This window comes from Donghicola mangrovi (assembly GCF_013377535.1).
Lineage (GTDB): Bacteria > Pseudomonadota > Alphaproteobacteria > Rhodobacterales > Rhodobacteraceae > Donghicola > Donghicola mangrovi.
On record NZ_JABCJE010000002.1, the window covers coordinates 145,414 to 162,153 of the forward strand.

Here is a 16,740-nt window from a genome sequence, read left to right on the forward strand (position 1 = left end):
CCGGCAAAAGCGAGGTCTGAGAGAATGAGCACCCGACTTTCCAAGGCAGGCCGTCTGGTCGACACCTCGAAATCTGTCGCGTTCACCTTTAACGGCAAGACGATGCAGGGCCATGCGGGCGATACGCTGGCATCGGCGCTGCTGGCCAACGACCAGATGATGGTCGGCCGATCGTTCAAATACCACCGTCCCCGCGGGATCGTGGCATCTGGCGCCGAAGAGCCGAACGCACTGGTGAACCTCGGTTCCGGCGCCAAGTTCGAGCCCAACCAGCGTACCACCACCACCGAGCTGTTCGATGGTCTGGCCGCCACCAGCCAGAACCACTGGCCCTCGCTCGAGTTCGACGTGGGCGCGGTCAACGGTCTGTTTGCAAACTACCTGACCGCCGGTTTCTACTACAAAATGTTCATCCACCCGCGTCCCCTGTGGAAGCACGTGTACGAACCCTTCATCCGTCAGTCGGCGGGTCTGGGTAAGGCGCCCAAGGACATGGACGCCGACCGCTATGAACACTTCTACGCCTATGTCGACGTGATCGTTGTCGGCGGGGGTGTGGCTGGCCTTCAGGCGGCTCTGGCCGCCGGTGAGGCTGGCGCCAAGGTTCTGCTCATGGAGCAAACCGCCCATTTCGGTGGCCGCGCTGTTGTTGACGGCGGCACAATCGACGGCATGTCGGCCGAGACTTGGGTTGCAGGCGCGCTGGCGCGTCTGGACGAGATGCCCAACGTCACCGTCCGCCGCCGCATGATGGGGGCAGGGGTCTATGACCACGGCTACGTTCTGGGTTACGAACGGATCACCGACCACGCGCCCGAAGTGGACGCCCCCCGTCACCGTCTGTGGCGCATCCGCGCCAAGCAGATCGTCACGGCAACCGGTGCCATCGAACGCCCGATCAGCTTTGCGGGCAACGACGTGCCCGGCGTGATGCTGGCCAGCGCCGTGCGCGACTATGCGGTGAACTACGGTGTGGCCGTGGGTCAGAAAACCGTTGTGGTCACCAACAACGACGACGGCTACCGCACTGCTCTGATCCTCAAGGATCTGGGGGTCGAGGTTCCAGTCATCATCGACGCCCGCGAATACGGTGGCGGCGCTCTGGCCGACAAGGCCCGTGCAGCCGGCATCCGCGTGGAGCCCGGCAAAGCCATCGCCAAAGTCAAAGGCGGCAAGCGCGTCGAGGGCGTAGAGCTGTGCCGTATGAACGGCAACGGCGGCGCGGTTCTGGAAACCATCAAGTGTGACGCCGTGGCGATGTCCGGCGGCTGGTCGCCCGTGGTCCACCTGTGGTCCCATTGCGGCGGCAAGCTGAACTGGGACGAGGCCGAGGCCCACTTCAAACCCGATGCCAGCCGTGCGCCCACCAGCCACGACGGCAAGCCCTATGTCATCACCGCTGGCTGCGCGTCCGGTCCCTTGGGCCTTGGCGATGTGCTGGCGGATGCGGATGCGGCAGGCAAGAAGGCAGCCGAAGCGGCTGGTTTCACCCCCGCCAGCACCCCCGCTCCGACCGGCGACGCACGGGACGAAAAGCCCCTGCAGCCGGTGTGGATGATGCCCTCGGACGCGGTGTACGAACTGCGCATGAAGATGTGGCTCGACTACCAGAACGACGTGAAAGTGTCGGACGTCCAGCTCGCGGCCCGCGAAGGCTACGAGAGCGTCGAGCACACCAAGCGCTACACCACACTGGGCATGGCAACCGATCAGGGTAAACTGAGCAACATCAACGGCTTGGCGATCCTTGCTGATACGTTGGGTGAACAGATTCCGCAGGTGGGCACCACCACCTTCCGTCCGCCGTACACCCCCATTTCGATGGGTGCGATCGGTGGCGCGGCGCGCGGCGATATCTTCCAGCCCATCCGTCAGACCCCGATCCACGCATGGCACGAGGCCAACGGCGCCTATATGGAACCGGTCGGCCAGTGGCGTCGTCCGTACTGCTACACTCGCGGGTCCGAAACCCACGAGCAGTCGGTCCACCGCGAAGTGAACAACACCCGCACCAATGTGGGCCTGCTGGATGCTTCGACGCTGGGTAAGATCATCGTCAAAGGGCCGGACGCGGGCAAGTTCCTCGATCTGCTCTACACCAACATGATGAGCACCCTGAAGGTCGGCAAATGCCGCTATGGCCTGATGTGCAACGAAAATGGCTTCCTGATGGATGACGGTGTGGTTGCGCGTCTGGACGAGGATACCTTCCTTGTGCACACCACCTCTGGCGGCGCGGCGCATACCCACGCCCATATGGAAGAGTGGCTGCAGACCGAATGGTGGGACTTCAAGGTCTATACCGCTGATGTCACCGAAGAATACGCGCAGATCGCCGTGGTTGGCCCCAAGGCCCGTCAGGTTCTGGAAAAGCTGGGTGGCATGGACGTGTCCAAGGCCAATCTGGGCTTCATGGACTGGACCCAAGGCAAGCTGGGTGACTTTGACGCCCGCGTGTTCCGCATCTCGTTCTCGGGCGAGCTGTCCTATGAAATCGCGGTTCCTGCGTCGCAGGGTCGTGCCTTCTGGGATGCGCTGCTGGCCGCTGGCGAAGAGTTCGGCATGATGCCCTATGGCACCGAATGCCTGCACGTTCTGCGCGCCGAAAAGGGCTTTATCATGATCGGGGACGAAACCGATGGCACCGTGATCCCGCAGGATCTGGGGCTGAATTGGGCGATCTCGAAAAAGAAAGAGGACTATATCGGCAAGCGCGGTCAGGAACGCACCTTCCTGGCGTCGGCAGACCGGTGGCGTCTGGTTGGTCTGGAAACCGTCGATGGCAGTGTTCTGCCGGATGGCGCCTATGCTGTGGTCCACGGCCACAACGAAAACGGCCAGCGCAACATGATCGGGCGCGTGACCTCGACCTACTATTCGCCCACCATGGGCCGCGGCATCGCGATGGGTCTGATCAAGCACGGCCCCGAGCGTATGGGCGAGCTGGTGGAATTCGGCAAAACCGACGGCACCACCGTCATGGCGAAAATCGTCGACCCTGTCTGGTACGACAAGGAAGGGGAGAAGCAGAATGTCTGAAGCAATCAGCGCACTGGCCGGTGCCAACACCGAAGGGTTCGCCCGCGTTTCCGAACTGGGCCTGCACGGAATGATCACCGTGCGCGGCAACCAGTCGGACGCCGCCTTTGCCAAGGCCGTTTGTGCCGTGGCGGGTGTGGACGCTCTGCCTGCCATCCGCAAGATGGTCGGCACGCTGGAAGGGGGCATCGCATGGATGTCGCCTGACGAGCTGATGGTGTTCGTGCCCTACAGCCAAGTGGTCGAGCGTGTGGGTCAGCTGAACGAAACGCTGGCCGGTCAGCACTTCCTCGCGGTCAACGTCTCGGACGCCCGCGCGGTGTTCGGCATCGACGGTGCCGCCGCCCGCGAGGTTCTGGCCAAGATCGCGCCCGTGGACCTGTCGCCCGAAGCGTTCGGCGTGGGGGATCTGCGCCGCACCCGTATTTCCCAGATCGCCGCAGCGTTCTGGATGTCGGGCGAGGAAAGCTTCCGTCTGGTCTGCTTCCGCTCGGTTGCGGAATACGCCTTCAAGCTCTTGGGCACCTCGGCGGCCAAGGGCGGCGAAGTCGGCTACTTCTAAACTATTTCAAGGGGGCATCCGGTGATAGGGTGCCCCCATGAACATCTGGCGCCCCCAACAAACCATCCGTGTCAAAGCCCTTGGCCTGCACTGGCGCGGTGATCGCCTGCTGGTTGCTGAAGTCCCCGATGACACCGGTGCGCCGAAAGGCGTGCGCCCCTTGGGCGGAACCGTGGAATTCGGTGAAAGCTGGCACGACGCCCTGATCCGCGAATTTGCCGAAGAGATGGGGGTTCAGGCCCGCGTCACCGGCGCGCCGCAGGTCTTTGAAAATATCTACACCCACCACGGCATGACCGGCCACGAGGTTGTTTTTGCAGCCGAAGTTGCGTTTGACGACAGCGGTTTTTCGGATCGATTCACCTTTGCCGAGGATAGCGGCGCAGTGGCCAATGCGCTCTGGATCGCCCCTCTGGAATTGCGGCAGCGCGGCATCGCTCTATTTCCGACTGCTTTAGGCAACTTTTTGGGGAACTAGGCGGTTTCTGTGATGGTTAGGCTTGACGGATCGCGTGTTGGCGATCACCTAAGACGTATCTTTTTTTCACACGAATAATGGGGGCTACTATGGCTTTCGAACTTCCCGCACTTCCCTATGCTCATGACGCACTTGCCGATCTGGGCATGTCCAAGGAGACGCTGGAGTTTCACCACGACATCCACCACAAAGCCTATGTCGACAACGGCAACAAGCTGATCGACGGCACCGAGTGGGCGGACAAGTCGCTGGAAGAGATCATCAAAGGCACCTACAACGCTGGCGCAGTTGCCCAGAACGGCATCTTCAACAACGCATCGCAGCACTGGAACCACGTTCAGTTCTGGGAAATGATGGGCCCCAACGGCGCAGCAATGCCGTCGGAACTGGAAGCCCGCATCGTTGACGCGTTCGGCTCGGTCGACAAGTTCAAAGAAGACTTCTCGGCGGCAGGCGCAGGCCAGTTCGGTTCGGGTTGGGCATGGCTGGTCGTCGACACCGACGGCACCCTCAAGGTCACCAAGACCGAGAACGGAGTGAACCCCCTGTGCTTTGGCCAGACCGCACTGCTGGGCTGCGACGTATGGGAGCACAGCTACTACATCGACTTCCGCAACAAGCGTCCCGCCTACCTGACCAACTTCCTCGACAAGCTGGTCAATTGGGAAAACGTTGCAGAGCGTCTGTCGAACGCCTGATTTTCCTGACCCTTACGGGTTCAAACGCCTCGCATCACTGCGGGGCGTTTTTTGTTGTCGGGGGGCATCTGCGGGAATGCACAAATCGGGGGGCTGCAGCCCATTGCATTCATTGTCGGGCAGGCGCACAAAACCTATGACTGCCCAAGGAGCCCATGATGACCCAGACCACGCGCGGTATTCTTGCCATGATCGGGGCCTGTACGGTCTGGGGGCTGTCGTCGATCTATTACAAGCAGCTTGCGGATGTACCGCCCCTGACCATTCTGGCGCACCGGACCCTGTGGTCCATGGTGTTCTTTGCCTTGGTGCTGACGGGGCAGGGCAAGTTCGGCCAGCTGATCTCGGCCCTCAGGAATCGCCGGTCGCTGATGATCATCGCGGGGTCTTCGTTGATGATCTCGGTGAATTGGTACTTCTTTATTTACTCGGTCAGCATCGGGCACGCGACGCAGGCCAGCCTTGGCTACTACATCTTTCCGCTGGTCGCCGTTGTGTTGGGGCGTATCGTGTTTGGTGAGCGTTTGGGGCCAATGCAGATGGCCGCCGTGCTGTTGGCCGGAGCCGCCGTGGCGATGCTGACATGGGGGCTTGGGGTTGCGCCTTGGATTTCGCTGACGCTGGCGTTCAGCTTTGGCCTCTACGGGGTGCTAAAGAAGTGGCTGGACGTGGGGCCTGTGGTCAGCGTCACCGCCGAAGTCGTCCTGATCGCGCCGATTTCCCTGTTCGTGCTGTGGCACGGAGGGCTGGCCATGGACACGCCGTCCCAAACCGCGATGCTGGTGTTTTCCGGCCCGTTGACGGGGCTGCCGCTGATTATGTTCAGCTATGCCAGCCGCCGCATCCCGATGGCGACGATGGGGCTCTTGCAATACATGAACCCCACGCTTCAGTTTCTGGTCGCCGTCCTGTTGTTCCGCGAGCCCTTCGGGATCTGGTACGCGGTGGCCTTTGGCATGATCTGGACGGCGCTGGCGATTTACACCGCTGCGGGTTTCAACGCCGCTTCGCGCAGACGCAAGACAGCTTCGTCTACCGTGTCCACCACGGTCACGAAACCCAGCGTTGAGGCGCCCGCGAACCCCTGATCAACCACGTGGGTCAGCAGGTCCACGAGGGGCTGCCAGTAGCCTTCGGTGTTCACCAGTATGATGGGGCGTGCGTGCAGCTCCAGCTGGCGCCATGTCAGCACTTCGAAGAATTCGTCTAGCGATCCAGCACCGCCGGGCAGCACGACCACGGCGTCCGAATTCATGAACATGACCTTTTTGCGCTCGTGCATATTCTCGGTAATGATGAACTGGGACAGATCGCGTTTGCCGACCTCCCACTTCATCAGGTGCTCGGGGATCACGCCAAAGGTCTGTGCGCCCGCCGCCTGAGCACTGCGGGCCACCACGCCCATCAGCCCCACATCGCCCGCACCGTAAACCAGACGCCAGTTATTGGCCGCAATTGCCGCGCCCATATCGTTGGCCGTGCTTTCATAAGCTGGGTTTTTGCCCGAACGTGCGCCGCAAAAGACACATACGGAAAACAAGGACATTGGTGCAGTCTCCTTCGGCGGGAATTCGCCTAGACCCCATGTAAGGGCGTTGATATCTTCGATCAACAGCTGGGTGGAGGCTGCGGCAATTAAGGAAGAACAAGAATAATGGCCAAGTCGCGCAATATTCTGATGGGTGCAGGGGCAGGGATCGTCTTTGCAACAGTCGTCGCCATGTTTTTGTCCGGTCGGACCGATTTGCCCGAGGGGATGACCGCGGGTCAGACCGACTCTGCCACCCCTGCGAACACCGACGCTGCGCCTGCCGTTCCCGCCGAAGCGCCCGCTCAGGCCGCCGCAACAGACACCCAAAGTAACACCCAAGCCGCAGCGCCCGCGCCCCAGCCCGAAGCCGAGGTTACAAGCGCCGAAACCGCCACCCCCGAGGCTGCCGAACCCGAAGCTGCCGAGCCCGAGGTTGCCGCCGCAGACACGACCCCCGCCGATGGCACCGATGCCACGATCCTGTTCGATCTGGTGCGGGTCGAACCCAACGGCGCGACGCTGGTTGCGGGCTCTGCGCCCGCTGGCGCCGGTCTGGCTATTCTGGTGGACGGTGTGCGCGTGGCCACGGCTGACGCAGGCACCGATGGCAAATTCGCCAGCTTCCTTGATCTGCCGCCCGCGCCCCGTGCGCGCGTTCTGACCTTGGCCAAGCTGGACGGTCAGCAGATGGGCGCCCAAGGCAACCAGCGCGTGATCCTTGCCCCCGTGATCGTGGAGCCCGAGGTCGCCGAAACTGCGCCCGAGGCCACCACCGACGCGCCCGACCAACCGGTTGCCACCGAAACCGCCACCACCGCGCCCGAGGCACCCGCCGACTCTGCGCCTTTGCCGATTGCGTCCGACGCCCCCGGTGCGCCGACCGTTTTGCTGGCCGACGACAAGGGGATGCGCGTCCTGCAACCCGGCGGCTCGGCCCCCGAGGTGATGGAGCAGGTGGCGCTGGACGTCATCAGCTATGACGCCGAGGGCGAGGTTAATCTGGCTGGCCGCGGCACCGGCGAAGGCCACGTGCGCGTCTATGTGGACAACGAGCCCGTCATCACCACCGCCATCGACCAGAACGGCGGCTGGCAGGTGCAACTGCCCCAAATCAACAGCGGTGACTACACCCTGCGCGTCGACGAAATCGCCGTGGATGGCTCGGTTGCCTCGCGTCTGGAAACCCCGTTCCGCCGCGAAAGCGCCGAGGTTCTGGCAGATGCGCCCCGCGATGCCTCTGGCGCGGTGACCGCCACTGTGACCCCCGGTTCGACCCTCTGGGCGATTGCCGAGGGGAAATATGGCGACGGTCTGCTCTATGTGCGCGTGTTTGAGGCAAACCGCGACAAAATCCGCAATCCGGACCTGATTTACCCCGGCCAGATCTTTGATCTGCCGAACGAATAACGGCGCTGCACTGGTCAAGGGCAGGGTGCTGCCCTAATGTCTGCCCGTAACCAGACAGAGGCCTGAATGCCCCCCGAGACCCCCACCGATCCGTCATCCGCCGAGGCACGCCAGAGCGGGTGGCACGTCCTGCGCCGCGTCACTCCCTATCTGTGGCCCAAGGAACCCAAGTGGATTCGCGTCCGCGTGGTGCTGGCGCTGGTGTCGCTCTTGGTGGCCAAGCTGGTCGCTACGGCCTCGCCTTACCTTTATAAACTGGCGGTCGATACCCTGTCGCCGGACGGCAAGATTCCCGATGTGGCGGGCCTTGCCATGGGGGCGGTGGCGCTGACGGTGATCTATGCGGTGGCGCGGTTCCTGACCGTGTCCTTGCAGCAGTTGCGGGACGTGTTCTTTGCCCCCGTGGGGCAGCGGGCGGTGCGCAAGCTGGCCTTTGAAACTTTTCGCCACATCCACAACCTGTCCTTGCGCTATCATCTGACGCGCAAAACCGGCGGCCTGTCGCGGATCATCGAACGCGGGATCAAGGGCGTCGAGTTCCTGCTGCGCTTTACCCTGCTGTCCATCGGGCCGCTGACCATCGAGCTTCTGCTCATCTCGATCTGGCTGATGGTTCTGTTCGACGTGTGGTACCTGCTGATCGTTCTGGGGACGGTGATCGCCTATACCGCGTTTACCTTTATCGTCACCGAATGGCGAGTGAAGCTGCGCCGCGAGATGAACAAGCAGGACACCACCGCCAACCAGAAGGCCATCGACAGCCTGCTGAACTTCGAAACCGTCAAATATTTCAACGCCGAAGAGCGCGAAGCCAAACGCTATGACGAGAGCATGGCGGGCTATCAGCAGATGGCGCTGAAAACCAGCTATTCGCTGGCCTTTCTGAACTCTGGCCAGTCGTTCTTTATCTCGATCGGTCTGGCGGGGGTGATGATTTTGGCGGCCTTGGGCGTGCAGCGGGGCGACATGACCGTGGGCGATTTCGTCATGGTGAACGCCTATATGGTGCAGATCACCAGCCCGCTCGGGTTCCTTGGGACCGTTTACCGCGAAATCCGCCAGAGCATGGTCGATATGGCCGAAATGTTCCACCTGCTGGACCAACCCGCCGAGGTTCTGGACAAACCGGACGCCCGCCCGCTGACCGTCCAGCGCGGCGAGATCACTTTGGACAACGTGCGGTTCTCCTATGACCCCGAACGCGAGGTTCTGAAGGGCGTGTCTCTGACCATCGAGGCGGGGAAAACCGTGGCCATCGTTGGTCCGTCCGGTTCGGGCAAGTCCACCATCAGCCGCCTGTTGTTCCGCTTCTATGATGTGACCCGTGGCGCGATCCGCATCGACGGGCAGGACCTGCGCGACGTGACCCAAACCAGCCTGCACGCGGCCATTGGCGTGGTCCCGCAGGACACGGTGCTGTTCAACGATACCATCCGCTACAACATCGCCTATGGCCGCGATGGCGCCTCAGAGGCGGATGTGATCGAGGCCGCCAAGGCCGCCCAAATCCACGACTTCATCAGCCGCTTGCCCGATGGCTACGATACCCAGGTGGGCGAACGGGGCCTGAAACTATCGGGCGGAGAAAAGCAGCGCGTGGGCATCGCGCGCACCTTGCTCAAGAACCCGCCGATTCTGATGCTGGACGAAGCGACCAGTGCGCTGGATACCGAGACAGAAAAGGGCATTCAGGAGGCACTTGTGCACGCGGCCCAAGGACGCACGGTGCTAACCATTGCACACCGCTTGTCCACGATTGCCGATGCGGACATGATAGTGGTCCTTGAAGATGGCGAGATTGTTGAGCACGGCACCCATATTGAGCTTTTGGCAAAAAATGGAAGATACGCTAGCCTCTGGCGGAGACAGGCTGCGGAACAAGACGCGGCGTAATATGTAATGAAAAGTATCGCCGTGACATTTGATGGGGCTGGGATGCTCATTTCAGCCTCCATTTTGGTGCTCTAGCACGTAGAATTTTCTTTAATCGAGGCTTCTCACGGAATACATCCTAGGGTAGATATTGATATATTTATGTTTACCCTTGGTTGATTTCCGGGCCGACATTTTTTAGGGCCCTTCGATCTTCCTCCAAGTTATTTGAGAGGCACGATGACCACCGTGAAGCCCTTAGCTGAATTTGACGCTCAGCATGGACAGATTGATTATCTAATTATTGGCGCTGGCCCCGCGGGTCTGACCGTAGCAGCAGAACTGGCCGATACTGGTGCCAACATCGTTCTGCTGGACAGCGCAGGGAAAACCGAAAGCGCCGAGACAGCCGCCCTTGACCGCACCCAGCACGAGGGCGATCTGAAAAGCGAGGCCGTGGTCGACATGCGCCGCAAGATGCACGGCGAGAATACCGAGCATTGGCAGCACGAAGTACAGGAATTCGGCGTCCGCTGCCGGATGATCGGCGGCTCGACCGTGGCTTGGGCGGGCAAGTCCGCCACCTTTGACCCGATCGACTTTGCCAAGCGTGACTGGGTTCCGCTGTCGGGTTGGCCGATCGACCGCGAAGGTCTGCACCCCTATTTCGAGCGCGCCGCCGAATGGCTGAACCTGGGCCCCAATGCCTATGACGACAGCTTCTGGGAGGTCGCGAAACGCAAGCCCGCAGAGCCCACCTTTAGCAACCTGCGCAGCTATTTCTGGCAGTTCGCGCGCTCGCGTGTGAACCCGATGGACGTGTTCCGCATGGGCGAAGAGTTCCTGCAGACCGACCGCCCCAACGTGACCATCGTCACCGATGCGACCGCGCTGAAAATTCTGTCGAATGACGCCGGCACCGAAGTCACCGGCGTTCTGGCGACCAGCCTCGATGGCACGCGCAAGGAACTTTATGCGGGGACCGTCGTTTTGGCGGCAAGCGCCGTGGAAAACGCCCGCCTGCTGCTCTTGTCTAAGGATGCGAAACCTGCGGGTCTTGGCAACGACCACGATCAGGTCGGCCGTTACCTGATGGACCACCCCGGTGCCACTCTGGGCCGCTTCCCCCTCGAGGATTTGGGCCCGATCAAGAAGCGCTTTGGCTTCTACGGTCTGACCCACGAAGGCCGCACCCTGATGTATATGCCCGGTCTGTCCCCGACCGATGCTTATCAGGCCGAACACAAGACCCTAAACTGCGTCTGCTGCTTCATGATGGAACGCGCCGAGGATAACCCCATCGACGCCATCAAACGCATTCTGAAAAACGAGAGCACCAACAAGCTGGCGGATGTCAAATCCATCTTCCTGAACTTCGGGATCGTGGGCGCTGCCGTTGGCCAGAAGGTTCTGCAAAGCAAGCTGGTCCCGCACAAGGTCAAGAGCATGATCACCAGCGCGGCGATCCTGATCAGCCCGAACTTTGTGGTCGAAGAGTTCGAAACCCGCGGTGTGCCCCACAAGATCACCGGCATCCACATCAAGGCCCTGACCGAGCAAGAGCCTGATCCCGAAAACCGCATCGTCTTGTCCGAGGACGTGGACCGCTTTGGTCAGCCGTTGCCCAAAGTGATCTGGACCATCGGCGAGGCGCCGCGCAAATCGCTGGCCGATCTGGCGAACGAGCTGTCGGATCAGTTGGCTGCTACCGGCCTGCCGCGACCGGTTCTGGCCGACTGGATCACCGAAAAGCGCTACGACGAAGCCGTGATTATCGATATGGCCCACACCGTAGGCACTACCCGCATGGCCGAAGACCCGACCTTGGGCGTGGTCGATGCGGACTGCAAGGTGCACGGCGTGAATGGCCTCTATGTGGCGGGGGCTTCGGTCTTCCCGACCAGTGGCCACGCCAACCCCACACTGATGATCGCTTCGTTCTGTATGCGTCTGGCGGATCACCTCAAGGAACAGCGCGCCGCAGAACGTAACCTGATCGCCGCGCAGTAACGTCCCGAAAATGAAACCGCCGGCTCCTGATGGGAGCCGGCGGTTTTCTTTTGTCCGTCTTGGTTTATTCCGCAGCGCGCATGGTGGGGGCGGCGGGGACGGGGGCCGAGATATCCTCGACCTCCCAGATGATTTCGGGGTGTCTGACCCGCTTGGCCGCACGGGCCAAGGCCAGATCGCGGGCCGCGCGGCTGCCTTTGCCCAAGGACATCTTGGCCAGCAGGTTCGCGATCCAGTGCAGGTAGGTCCCAGCCCAAATCCGCAACGCCAAGAGCGACGGGGTGAAGACCAGCGTCAGCACCGTTGCGATGCCCAGACCGAACACCACCGCGGTCGCCAGCTGCTTCCACCACAGGGCGGTCGGGCTGTCGATCGAATAGCCGCCGTTGATGAAATCAAGGCTGAGGCCAAACATCATCGGCGCCAGACCGGCCATCGTGGTGATGGTGGTCAGCAGAACAGGGCGGATGCGGGCCTCGGCGGTGCGGGTGATCGCGTCGATGCGGGGCATATACCGCGAGAATTCCTGATAGGTGTCGATCAGAACGATGTTGTTGTTCACCACGATCCCCGCCAGCGCCACGATCCCCGTCCCGGTCATGATGATCGAGAACGCCTGATCCATCACAAGCATCCCGATCAGTACGCCCGCCGTGGACAGGACCACCGCCAGCAACACCAGAACCGAGTTATAGAAGCTGTTGAACTGCGCCAGCAGGATCACGAACATCAGCCCCATCGCGCCCGCAAAAGCGTTCATGAGGAAGGCACCGGATTCCGCTTGGTCCTCTTGGTCGCCGGTCCATTCGTGATCGATGGTTTCGGGCAGGGCGCCCGAGTCCAGCCACTGGTTCAGCTGCTCGATCCGCTCGTTTCCGTTCACTGGCGCCAGCGGCGTGCCATCGTTCACCGCATCGCGTACGGCCTCCGCATCGGCGCCGTCTGCCAGCCAGAACAACCCGTAAGCCACGTCTGCACGGTTCGCAAAGGCCTGACCGCGCTCGCCCACTGGCAGCACCGACAGGTCCTGTACCATGGCAGTGATTTCGCCATCCTGAACCAGTTTGAACAAACCCGGAGCCACGTCTGCCTTGACGTCGAAGTGACGCTTCTGGTCGACGCGGTTGATCTCGGCCAGCTGCGCGACGGGCTTGCGGGTGATGAAGTTCGCCAGAGGCACAAGGCCCTCGGCGGTGCGGACCTTCAGCGTATCAAGGGTGGACAGTACGCGATCCTGCTCGGGCAGGCGGACGCGAATGTCGATCTCTTCGTCGCTGCTGTCCACGCGCATGGTGTCGAGCAGCAGCCCGTTCGTCACCAGCTGCACCATCGCGCCCACAGCCGCCACGTTCGCGCCGTAGCGCCCCGCCTTGGCCACGTCCACGTCGATCTGCCAGTCGATGCCGGGCAGGGGCAGGGTGTCCTCGATCAGGATCAGGCCGGGGGTTTGGGCGAATTGCGCGGCGGCAGCGTTGGTCGCACTGGTCAGGTCGGTCCAGTCATCCCCGCTCAGGCGCAGGTGGACCGGTTTGCCCGAGGCGGGGCCCATGGCCAGTTCCTGAACCTCGGCCACGATGCCGGGGATCTGGTTCAGTTGGGCGGTTAATTCCTCGAGCACGACGTTGCCGTCCAGATCGGCGCGGCCCTGACGTTCTTCCCACGGGATGGTTTCGAACTGCACCTGACCAATGGTGTCCGCAGGGGCCTGCGCGCCGCCATTGTTGGTGTTCAGACCTCCGCTACCGGCGAACGAAAACACCGACCGCACACCGGGATGGGCGATAACCACATCCTCGACCTGACGGACCAGATCGTCCTTTTCGGTCAGGCTGAGGTTGCCGCGGGCGCGGACATAGACCTGCGCCTGCTCGGGCTCGGAGGCCACAAAGAACTCGACCCCTTTGTTGTTCGCACCGTAGTAGGTGAAGGTGGACATCACAAAGATGATGACGCCACCGATCACCGCCAGCGGCATGATCGGGTTGCCGACAATCCCGTGGATCACCCAGCCAAAGGCGGTGCGGTGATAGCCAGCGTCGATGCGGGTTTTCTTGCGCCATTCGATGCGGGCGGCGTCCAGTGTGATGGTCGACAGGGACGCACCGATCAGGAACAGGATGATGCCGGGCAGATACGCGCCAAAGCCGCTGCCCGCTTGGCCGCCGGTCAGATAACCGGGGTTCAGGGTCTGCATCGCGCCAATGAAGATCAGGTACAGGCTGGGGGGCACCAGCAGTGCACGCACCCACCAAGGGGCGATCTTGCGCAGGCCATCGCCCGAGCGGTGGAACATCCGGCTGAGGCGGCCAGAGACGCCCCCCAAAACCGGCAGATAGACCAGAGCCACCACGAGGGACGCCGACAGAACGTAGATCAGCGTGACAGGCAGCATCCCCATGAATTCGCCGGGGACGCCGGGCCAGAACAGCATGGGCAGGAACGCACAAAGGGTCGTCGCGGTCGAGCTGACGATGGGCCAGAACATGCGCTTTGCAGCCTCGACATAGGCGTGCATGGGGCCCGCGCCCTCGGAGATGCGTTTGTCGGCGTATTCCACGACCACGATCGCGCCGTCCACCAGCATACCCACGGCCAAAATCAGGCCGAACATCACGATGTTGGAAATCGCGATGCCAGAGGCCCCCAGAATGGCGAAACACAGCAGGAACGACGTCGGGATCGAGAAGCCCACCAGCAGAGCCGGACGGATGCCGAGCGAAGCCAGAACCACGATCATCACCAGCGCGATGGCGGTCAGAACCGAGCCTTCGAGCTGTTTGACCATGCTGTCCACGGTGCGCGACTGGTCGTTCGAGCTGCCCACCTGCACGGCGGCCTTCATATCGGCGGGCCAAGCGGCGCGAGAGGCCTCGATCACGGCCTTCACTTCGTTGGCGGTGTCGATCAGGTTGTAGCCTTTGCGCTTAACCACCTGAAGGGCAACGGTTTTCTCGCCGTTGTAGCGCGCGGTGCCTTGGCGGTCTTCGAAGGTCAGGCGGATGTCGGCGATGTCGCCCAAGGTGACCACGCGGTCGCCGTTGGTTTTCACGGGCAGGTCGTAGACATCGCGGGGTTCGTCAAACGACGACGGGATCTTGACCGAGAAAGAGCCCTGTTCCGATTTCACTTCGCCCGCTGCGATCAGCTGGTTGTTGTTGCGCACAACACTGATCAGCTCGTCTGCGGTGACGTTGTAGCTTTCCAGTTTCAGGGGGTCGATCACGACCTCCAGCATCTCGTCGCGGTTGCCAGCGATACCGGCCTCAAGCACCGCATCAAGGTTCTCGATATCTTCTTGCAGGTCCTTGGCGATGCGGTTCATCGTGCGTTCCGGCACGGCGCCGGTCAGGTTCACGATGATGATCGGGAATTCACTAAAGTTGATCTCTGTGATCGAGTATTTCTCGGCCCCCTCGGGGAAGTTCGCCTCGGCGGTGTTCATGGCGTCGCGCACATCGGCGAGGGTCTTGGTCTTGTCCCAACCGAACTCGAATTCCAGCGCCACACCCGCGTACCCCTCGGCCGCGGTCGAGGACATCTTCTTCAGGCCGTCCAGATCGGACAGCTCTGTCTCCATGGGTTTGACCAGCAGGGTCTCGCTGTCTTCGGCGCTGATCCCTTGGAAGGGGACGGACACGAACAGCGCGGGGATTTCGATGTCGGGCTCGCCCTCCTTGGGCAGGCCCACATAGGCAAAGGCCCCCACCGCGATCGAGATCGCGACAAAGAACAGGACCATCCGCGCGCGGGCGGCGGCCCAATCGACGATACCGATCATCGCTGCGCCTCGCGGTAGGTCGGTTTCACGGTCACGCCATCAACCACGTATTCCTGACCGACGACGATGACGGACACGGTTTCGGGCAGGCCGCTGACCCAAATGCCATCCACGGTGTCGCGCAAAACCTTCACAGGGATAAAGCGGACGATGTCGCCGGTATCCACCACACGCACGCCCAAGGCGCCGTCATCATTCAGGGTCAGGCTGGATTGGGGCAGCAGGTGCGCCTTGGCACCGGGGGCGCTGATGGCCACCTCAGCGGTCTGGCCTTCGCGGATGTCCAGATCGGGGTTGGCCACGTCGATTTCCACGCGGAAGGTGCGGGTGACCTCATCGGCCGAGCGCGACAGGAAGGTCACGCGGCCCACGACCTGCTGACCGGTGGTCAGACGCGCGCCAGCCTTGGCACCCATCTCGATGCGGTTCACTTCGGTTTCGGGGACAAAGCCCACGACCTTGATCGGGTCCAGCTGGATCACGGTGCCGCACAGGCTGCCGGGCTGCATCAGACTGCCCAGTTCGGCGGTGTCATCCTCGATGATCCCGTCAAAGGGGGCCTCGATGGTCAGGCGGTCGATTTCCTTTTCCGCCGAGGCGACAGCGGCCTGAGCGGACAGAATGCGGGCCTCGGCGCTGGCCAGACCGCCGGTCGCAGCCTCGACCGCGGCGCGGGCGCTTTCGATGGCGGCTTCGGCGTTGGCCAGCTTGGTTTCCGAGGCGTAGCCGTTCTTGGACAGCTCGCGGGCGGCGCGGGCGTTGATCTCGGCCTCGCGCAGAACGGCTTGGGCTTCGATGACGCGGGCGCTGGCCTCGGGGCGGGCGGCTTCGGCTTCGGCGATTGCGGCGTTGGCCTCGGCCAGATTGGCCTGACGGGTGCCCGGATCAAGTTCGCACATGATCGTGTCCCGGGTCACATATTTCCCCTTGCGCAAGGGCGAAGAGATCACCTGACCTGTAATTTCCGAACGCAACTCGACCTTGCGGGCGGCCTCTGTTTGGCCGCGCAGAATGACCGCGCTGTCGATTTCCTGCGCCTGCATCGCCTGAGCCACCACACTGACAACGTGGCCAGTGTCATCTGGCGCGTTGGCCTGCTGTTCGGTCTGTGGGGCCGCACCGGCAAAGGCCAGCAACTGTTCCCGTTCAAAAACAACAAGATACAACACCCCTGTAACAATCAGGGCAGTCAGGATTTGCACGATACGCATTGTTATCCTCGGGCTCGGCGCGCGGAAAATCATAACATGACTCCGCGGGAATCGTTCGACAGTATTTCTACACTGAAATTGTATACGCTAAACCACTTAGTTCAGATTAGTCCGCGACACCTTGTTTCGCCCATACAGGTATTCCAGAACCCCG

Annotated in this window: 11 protein-coding genes; 8 read left to right on the plus strand and 3 right to left on the minus strand. The window is 62.0% G+C overall.

Features of this window, described 5'->3' with window-relative positions:
* Positions 1–24 precede the first annotated feature (24 nt).
* The 5 genes from HJ536_RS05250 to rarD all read left to right on the plus strand — a co-directional run bounded on the left by HJ536_RS05250 (position 25) and on the right by rarD (position 5,865).
* Entirely contained in the window at positions 25–3,039 is a 3,015-nt protein-coding gene (locus HJ536_RS05250; protein WP_177156934.1) for a sarcosine oxidase subunit alpha family protein, read from the plus strand.
* Complete coding sequence (locus HJ536_RS05255) at positions 3,032–3,601, plus strand: sarcosine oxidase subunit gamma (protein WP_176854118.1); 570 nt, start codon at positions 3,032–3,034, stop codon at positions 3,599–3,601. The genes HJ536_RS05250 and HJ536_RS05255 overlap by 8 nt, the downstream gene beginning before the upstream one ends.
* Positions 3,602–3,638: 37 nt before the next feature.
* Positions 3,639–4,079: an NUDIX hydrolase gene (locus HJ536_RS05260; RefSeq protein WP_177156935.1), complete on the plus strand. Its 441-nt coding sequence runs from the start codon at positions 3,639–3,641 to the stop codon at positions 4,077–4,079.
* An 89-nt stretch (positions 4,080–4,168) separates the two neighbouring features.
* A complete protein-coding gene (locus tag HJ536_RS05265) occupies positions 4,169–4,777 on the plus strand; it encodes a superoxide dismutase (RefSeq protein WP_176854120.1) in 609 nt (202 codons plus the stop codon).
* Between the two features lie 158 nt (positions 4,778–4,935).
* A complete protein-coding gene (gene rarD / locus HJ536_RS05270) occupies positions 4,936–5,865 on the plus strand; it encodes an EamA family transporter RarD (protein WP_177156936.1) in 930 nt (309 codons plus the stop codon).
* Here the strand turns inward: rarD and HJ536_RS05275 are convergent.
* On the minus strand, positions 5,757–6,323 hold the full coding sequence (locus HJ536_RS05275; protein ID WP_177156937.1) for an LOG family protein: 567 nt from the start codon (positions 6,321–6,323) through the stop codon (positions 5,757–5,759). The two genes, rarD and HJ536_RS05275, sit on opposite strands and share 109 nt — an antisense overlap.
* Positions 6,324–6,431: 108 nt before the next feature.
* Between HJ536_RS05275 and HJ536_RS05280 the strand changes: the two genes are divergently transcribed.
* The 3 genes from HJ536_RS05280 to HJ536_RS05290 all read left to right on the plus strand — a co-directional run bounded on the left by HJ536_RS05280 (position 6,432) and on the right by HJ536_RS05290 (position 11,597).
* The gene (locus HJ536_RS05280; RefSeq protein WP_177156938.1) at positions 6,432–7,715 is read left to right on the plus strand and encodes a LysM peptidoglycan-binding domain-containing protein; all 1,284 of its coding nucleotides are present in this window, start codon (positions 6,432–6,434) and stop codon (positions 7,713–7,715) included.
* A gap of 66 nt (positions 7,716–7,781) precedes the next feature.
* Positions 7,782–9,608: an ABCB family ABC transporter ATP-binding protein/permease gene (locus tag HJ536_RS05285; RefSeq protein ID WP_177156939.1), complete on the plus strand. Its 1,827-nt coding sequence runs from the start codon at positions 7,782–7,784 to the stop codon at positions 9,606–9,608.
* A 219-nt stretch (positions 9,609–9,827) separates the two neighbouring features.
* The gene (locus tag HJ536_RS05290; RefSeq protein WP_177156940.1) at positions 9,828–11,597 is read left to right on the plus strand and encodes an FAD-dependent oxidoreductase; all 1,770 of its coding nucleotides are present in this window, start codon (positions 9,828–9,830) and stop codon (positions 11,595–11,597) included.
* A gap of 64 nt (positions 11,598–11,661) precedes the next feature.
* Here the strand turns inward: HJ536_RS05290 and HJ536_RS05295 are convergent, their stop codons facing one another.
* Complete coding sequence (locus HJ536_RS05295) at positions 11,662–15,375, minus strand: efflux RND transporter permease subunit (protein WP_177156941.1); 3,714 nt, start codon at positions 15,373–15,375, stop codon at positions 11,662–11,664.
* Positions 15,372–16,586: an efflux RND transporter periplasmic adaptor subunit gene (locus HJ536_RS05300; RefSeq protein ID WP_177156942.1), complete on the minus strand. Its 1,215-nt coding sequence runs from the start codon at positions 16,584–16,586 to the stop codon at positions 15,372–15,374. Before HJ536_RS05300 ends, HJ536_RS05295 begins: the two co-directional genes overlap by 4 nt.
* Positions 16,587–16,740: the final 154 nt, after the last annotated feature.

Coding starts and splice junctions, on each gene's coding strand:
- HJ536_RS05285 (WP_177156939.1), top strand. CDS start 7,782: ATGCCCCCCGAGACCCCCACCGATCCGTCATCCGCCGAGGCACGCCAG.
- HJ536_RS05255 (WP_176854118.1), top strand. CDS start 3,032: ATGTCTGAAGCAATCAGCGCACTGGCCGGTGCCAACACCGAAGGGTTC.
- HJ536_RS05265 (WP_176854120.1), top strand. CDS start 4,169: ATGGCTTTCGAACTTCCCGCACTTCCCTATGCTCATGACGCACTTGCC.
- rarD (WP_177156936.1), top strand. CDS start 4,936: ATGACCCAGACCACGCGCGGTATTCTTGCCATGATCGGGGCCTGTACG.
- HJ536_RS05280 (WP_177156938.1), top strand. CDS start 6,432: ATGGCCAAGTCGCGCAATATTCTGATGGGTGCAGGGGCAGGGATCGTC.
- HJ536_RS05295 (WP_177156941.1), bottom strand. CDS start 15,375: ATGATCGGTATCGTCGATTGGGCCGCCGCCCGCGCGCGGATGGTCCTG.
- HJ536_RS05275 (WP_177156937.1), bottom strand. CDS start 6,323: ATGTCCTTGTTTTCCGTATGTGTCTTTTGCGGCGCACGTTCGGGCAAA.
- HJ536_RS05290 (WP_177156940.1), top strand. CDS start 9,828: ATGACCACCGTGAAGCCCTTAGCTGAATTTGACGCTCAGCATGGACAG.
- HJ536_RS05260 (WP_177156935.1), top strand. CDS start 3,639: ATGAACATCTGGCGCCCCCAACAAACCATCCGTGTCAAAGCCCTTGGC.
- HJ536_RS05250 (WP_177156934.1), top strand. CDS start 25: ATGAGCACCCGACTTTCCAAGGCAGGCCGTCTGGTCGACACCTCGAAA.
- HJ536_RS05300 (WP_177156942.1), bottom strand. CDS start 16,586: ATGCGTATCGTGCAAATCCTGACTGCCCTGATTGTTACAGGGGTGTTG.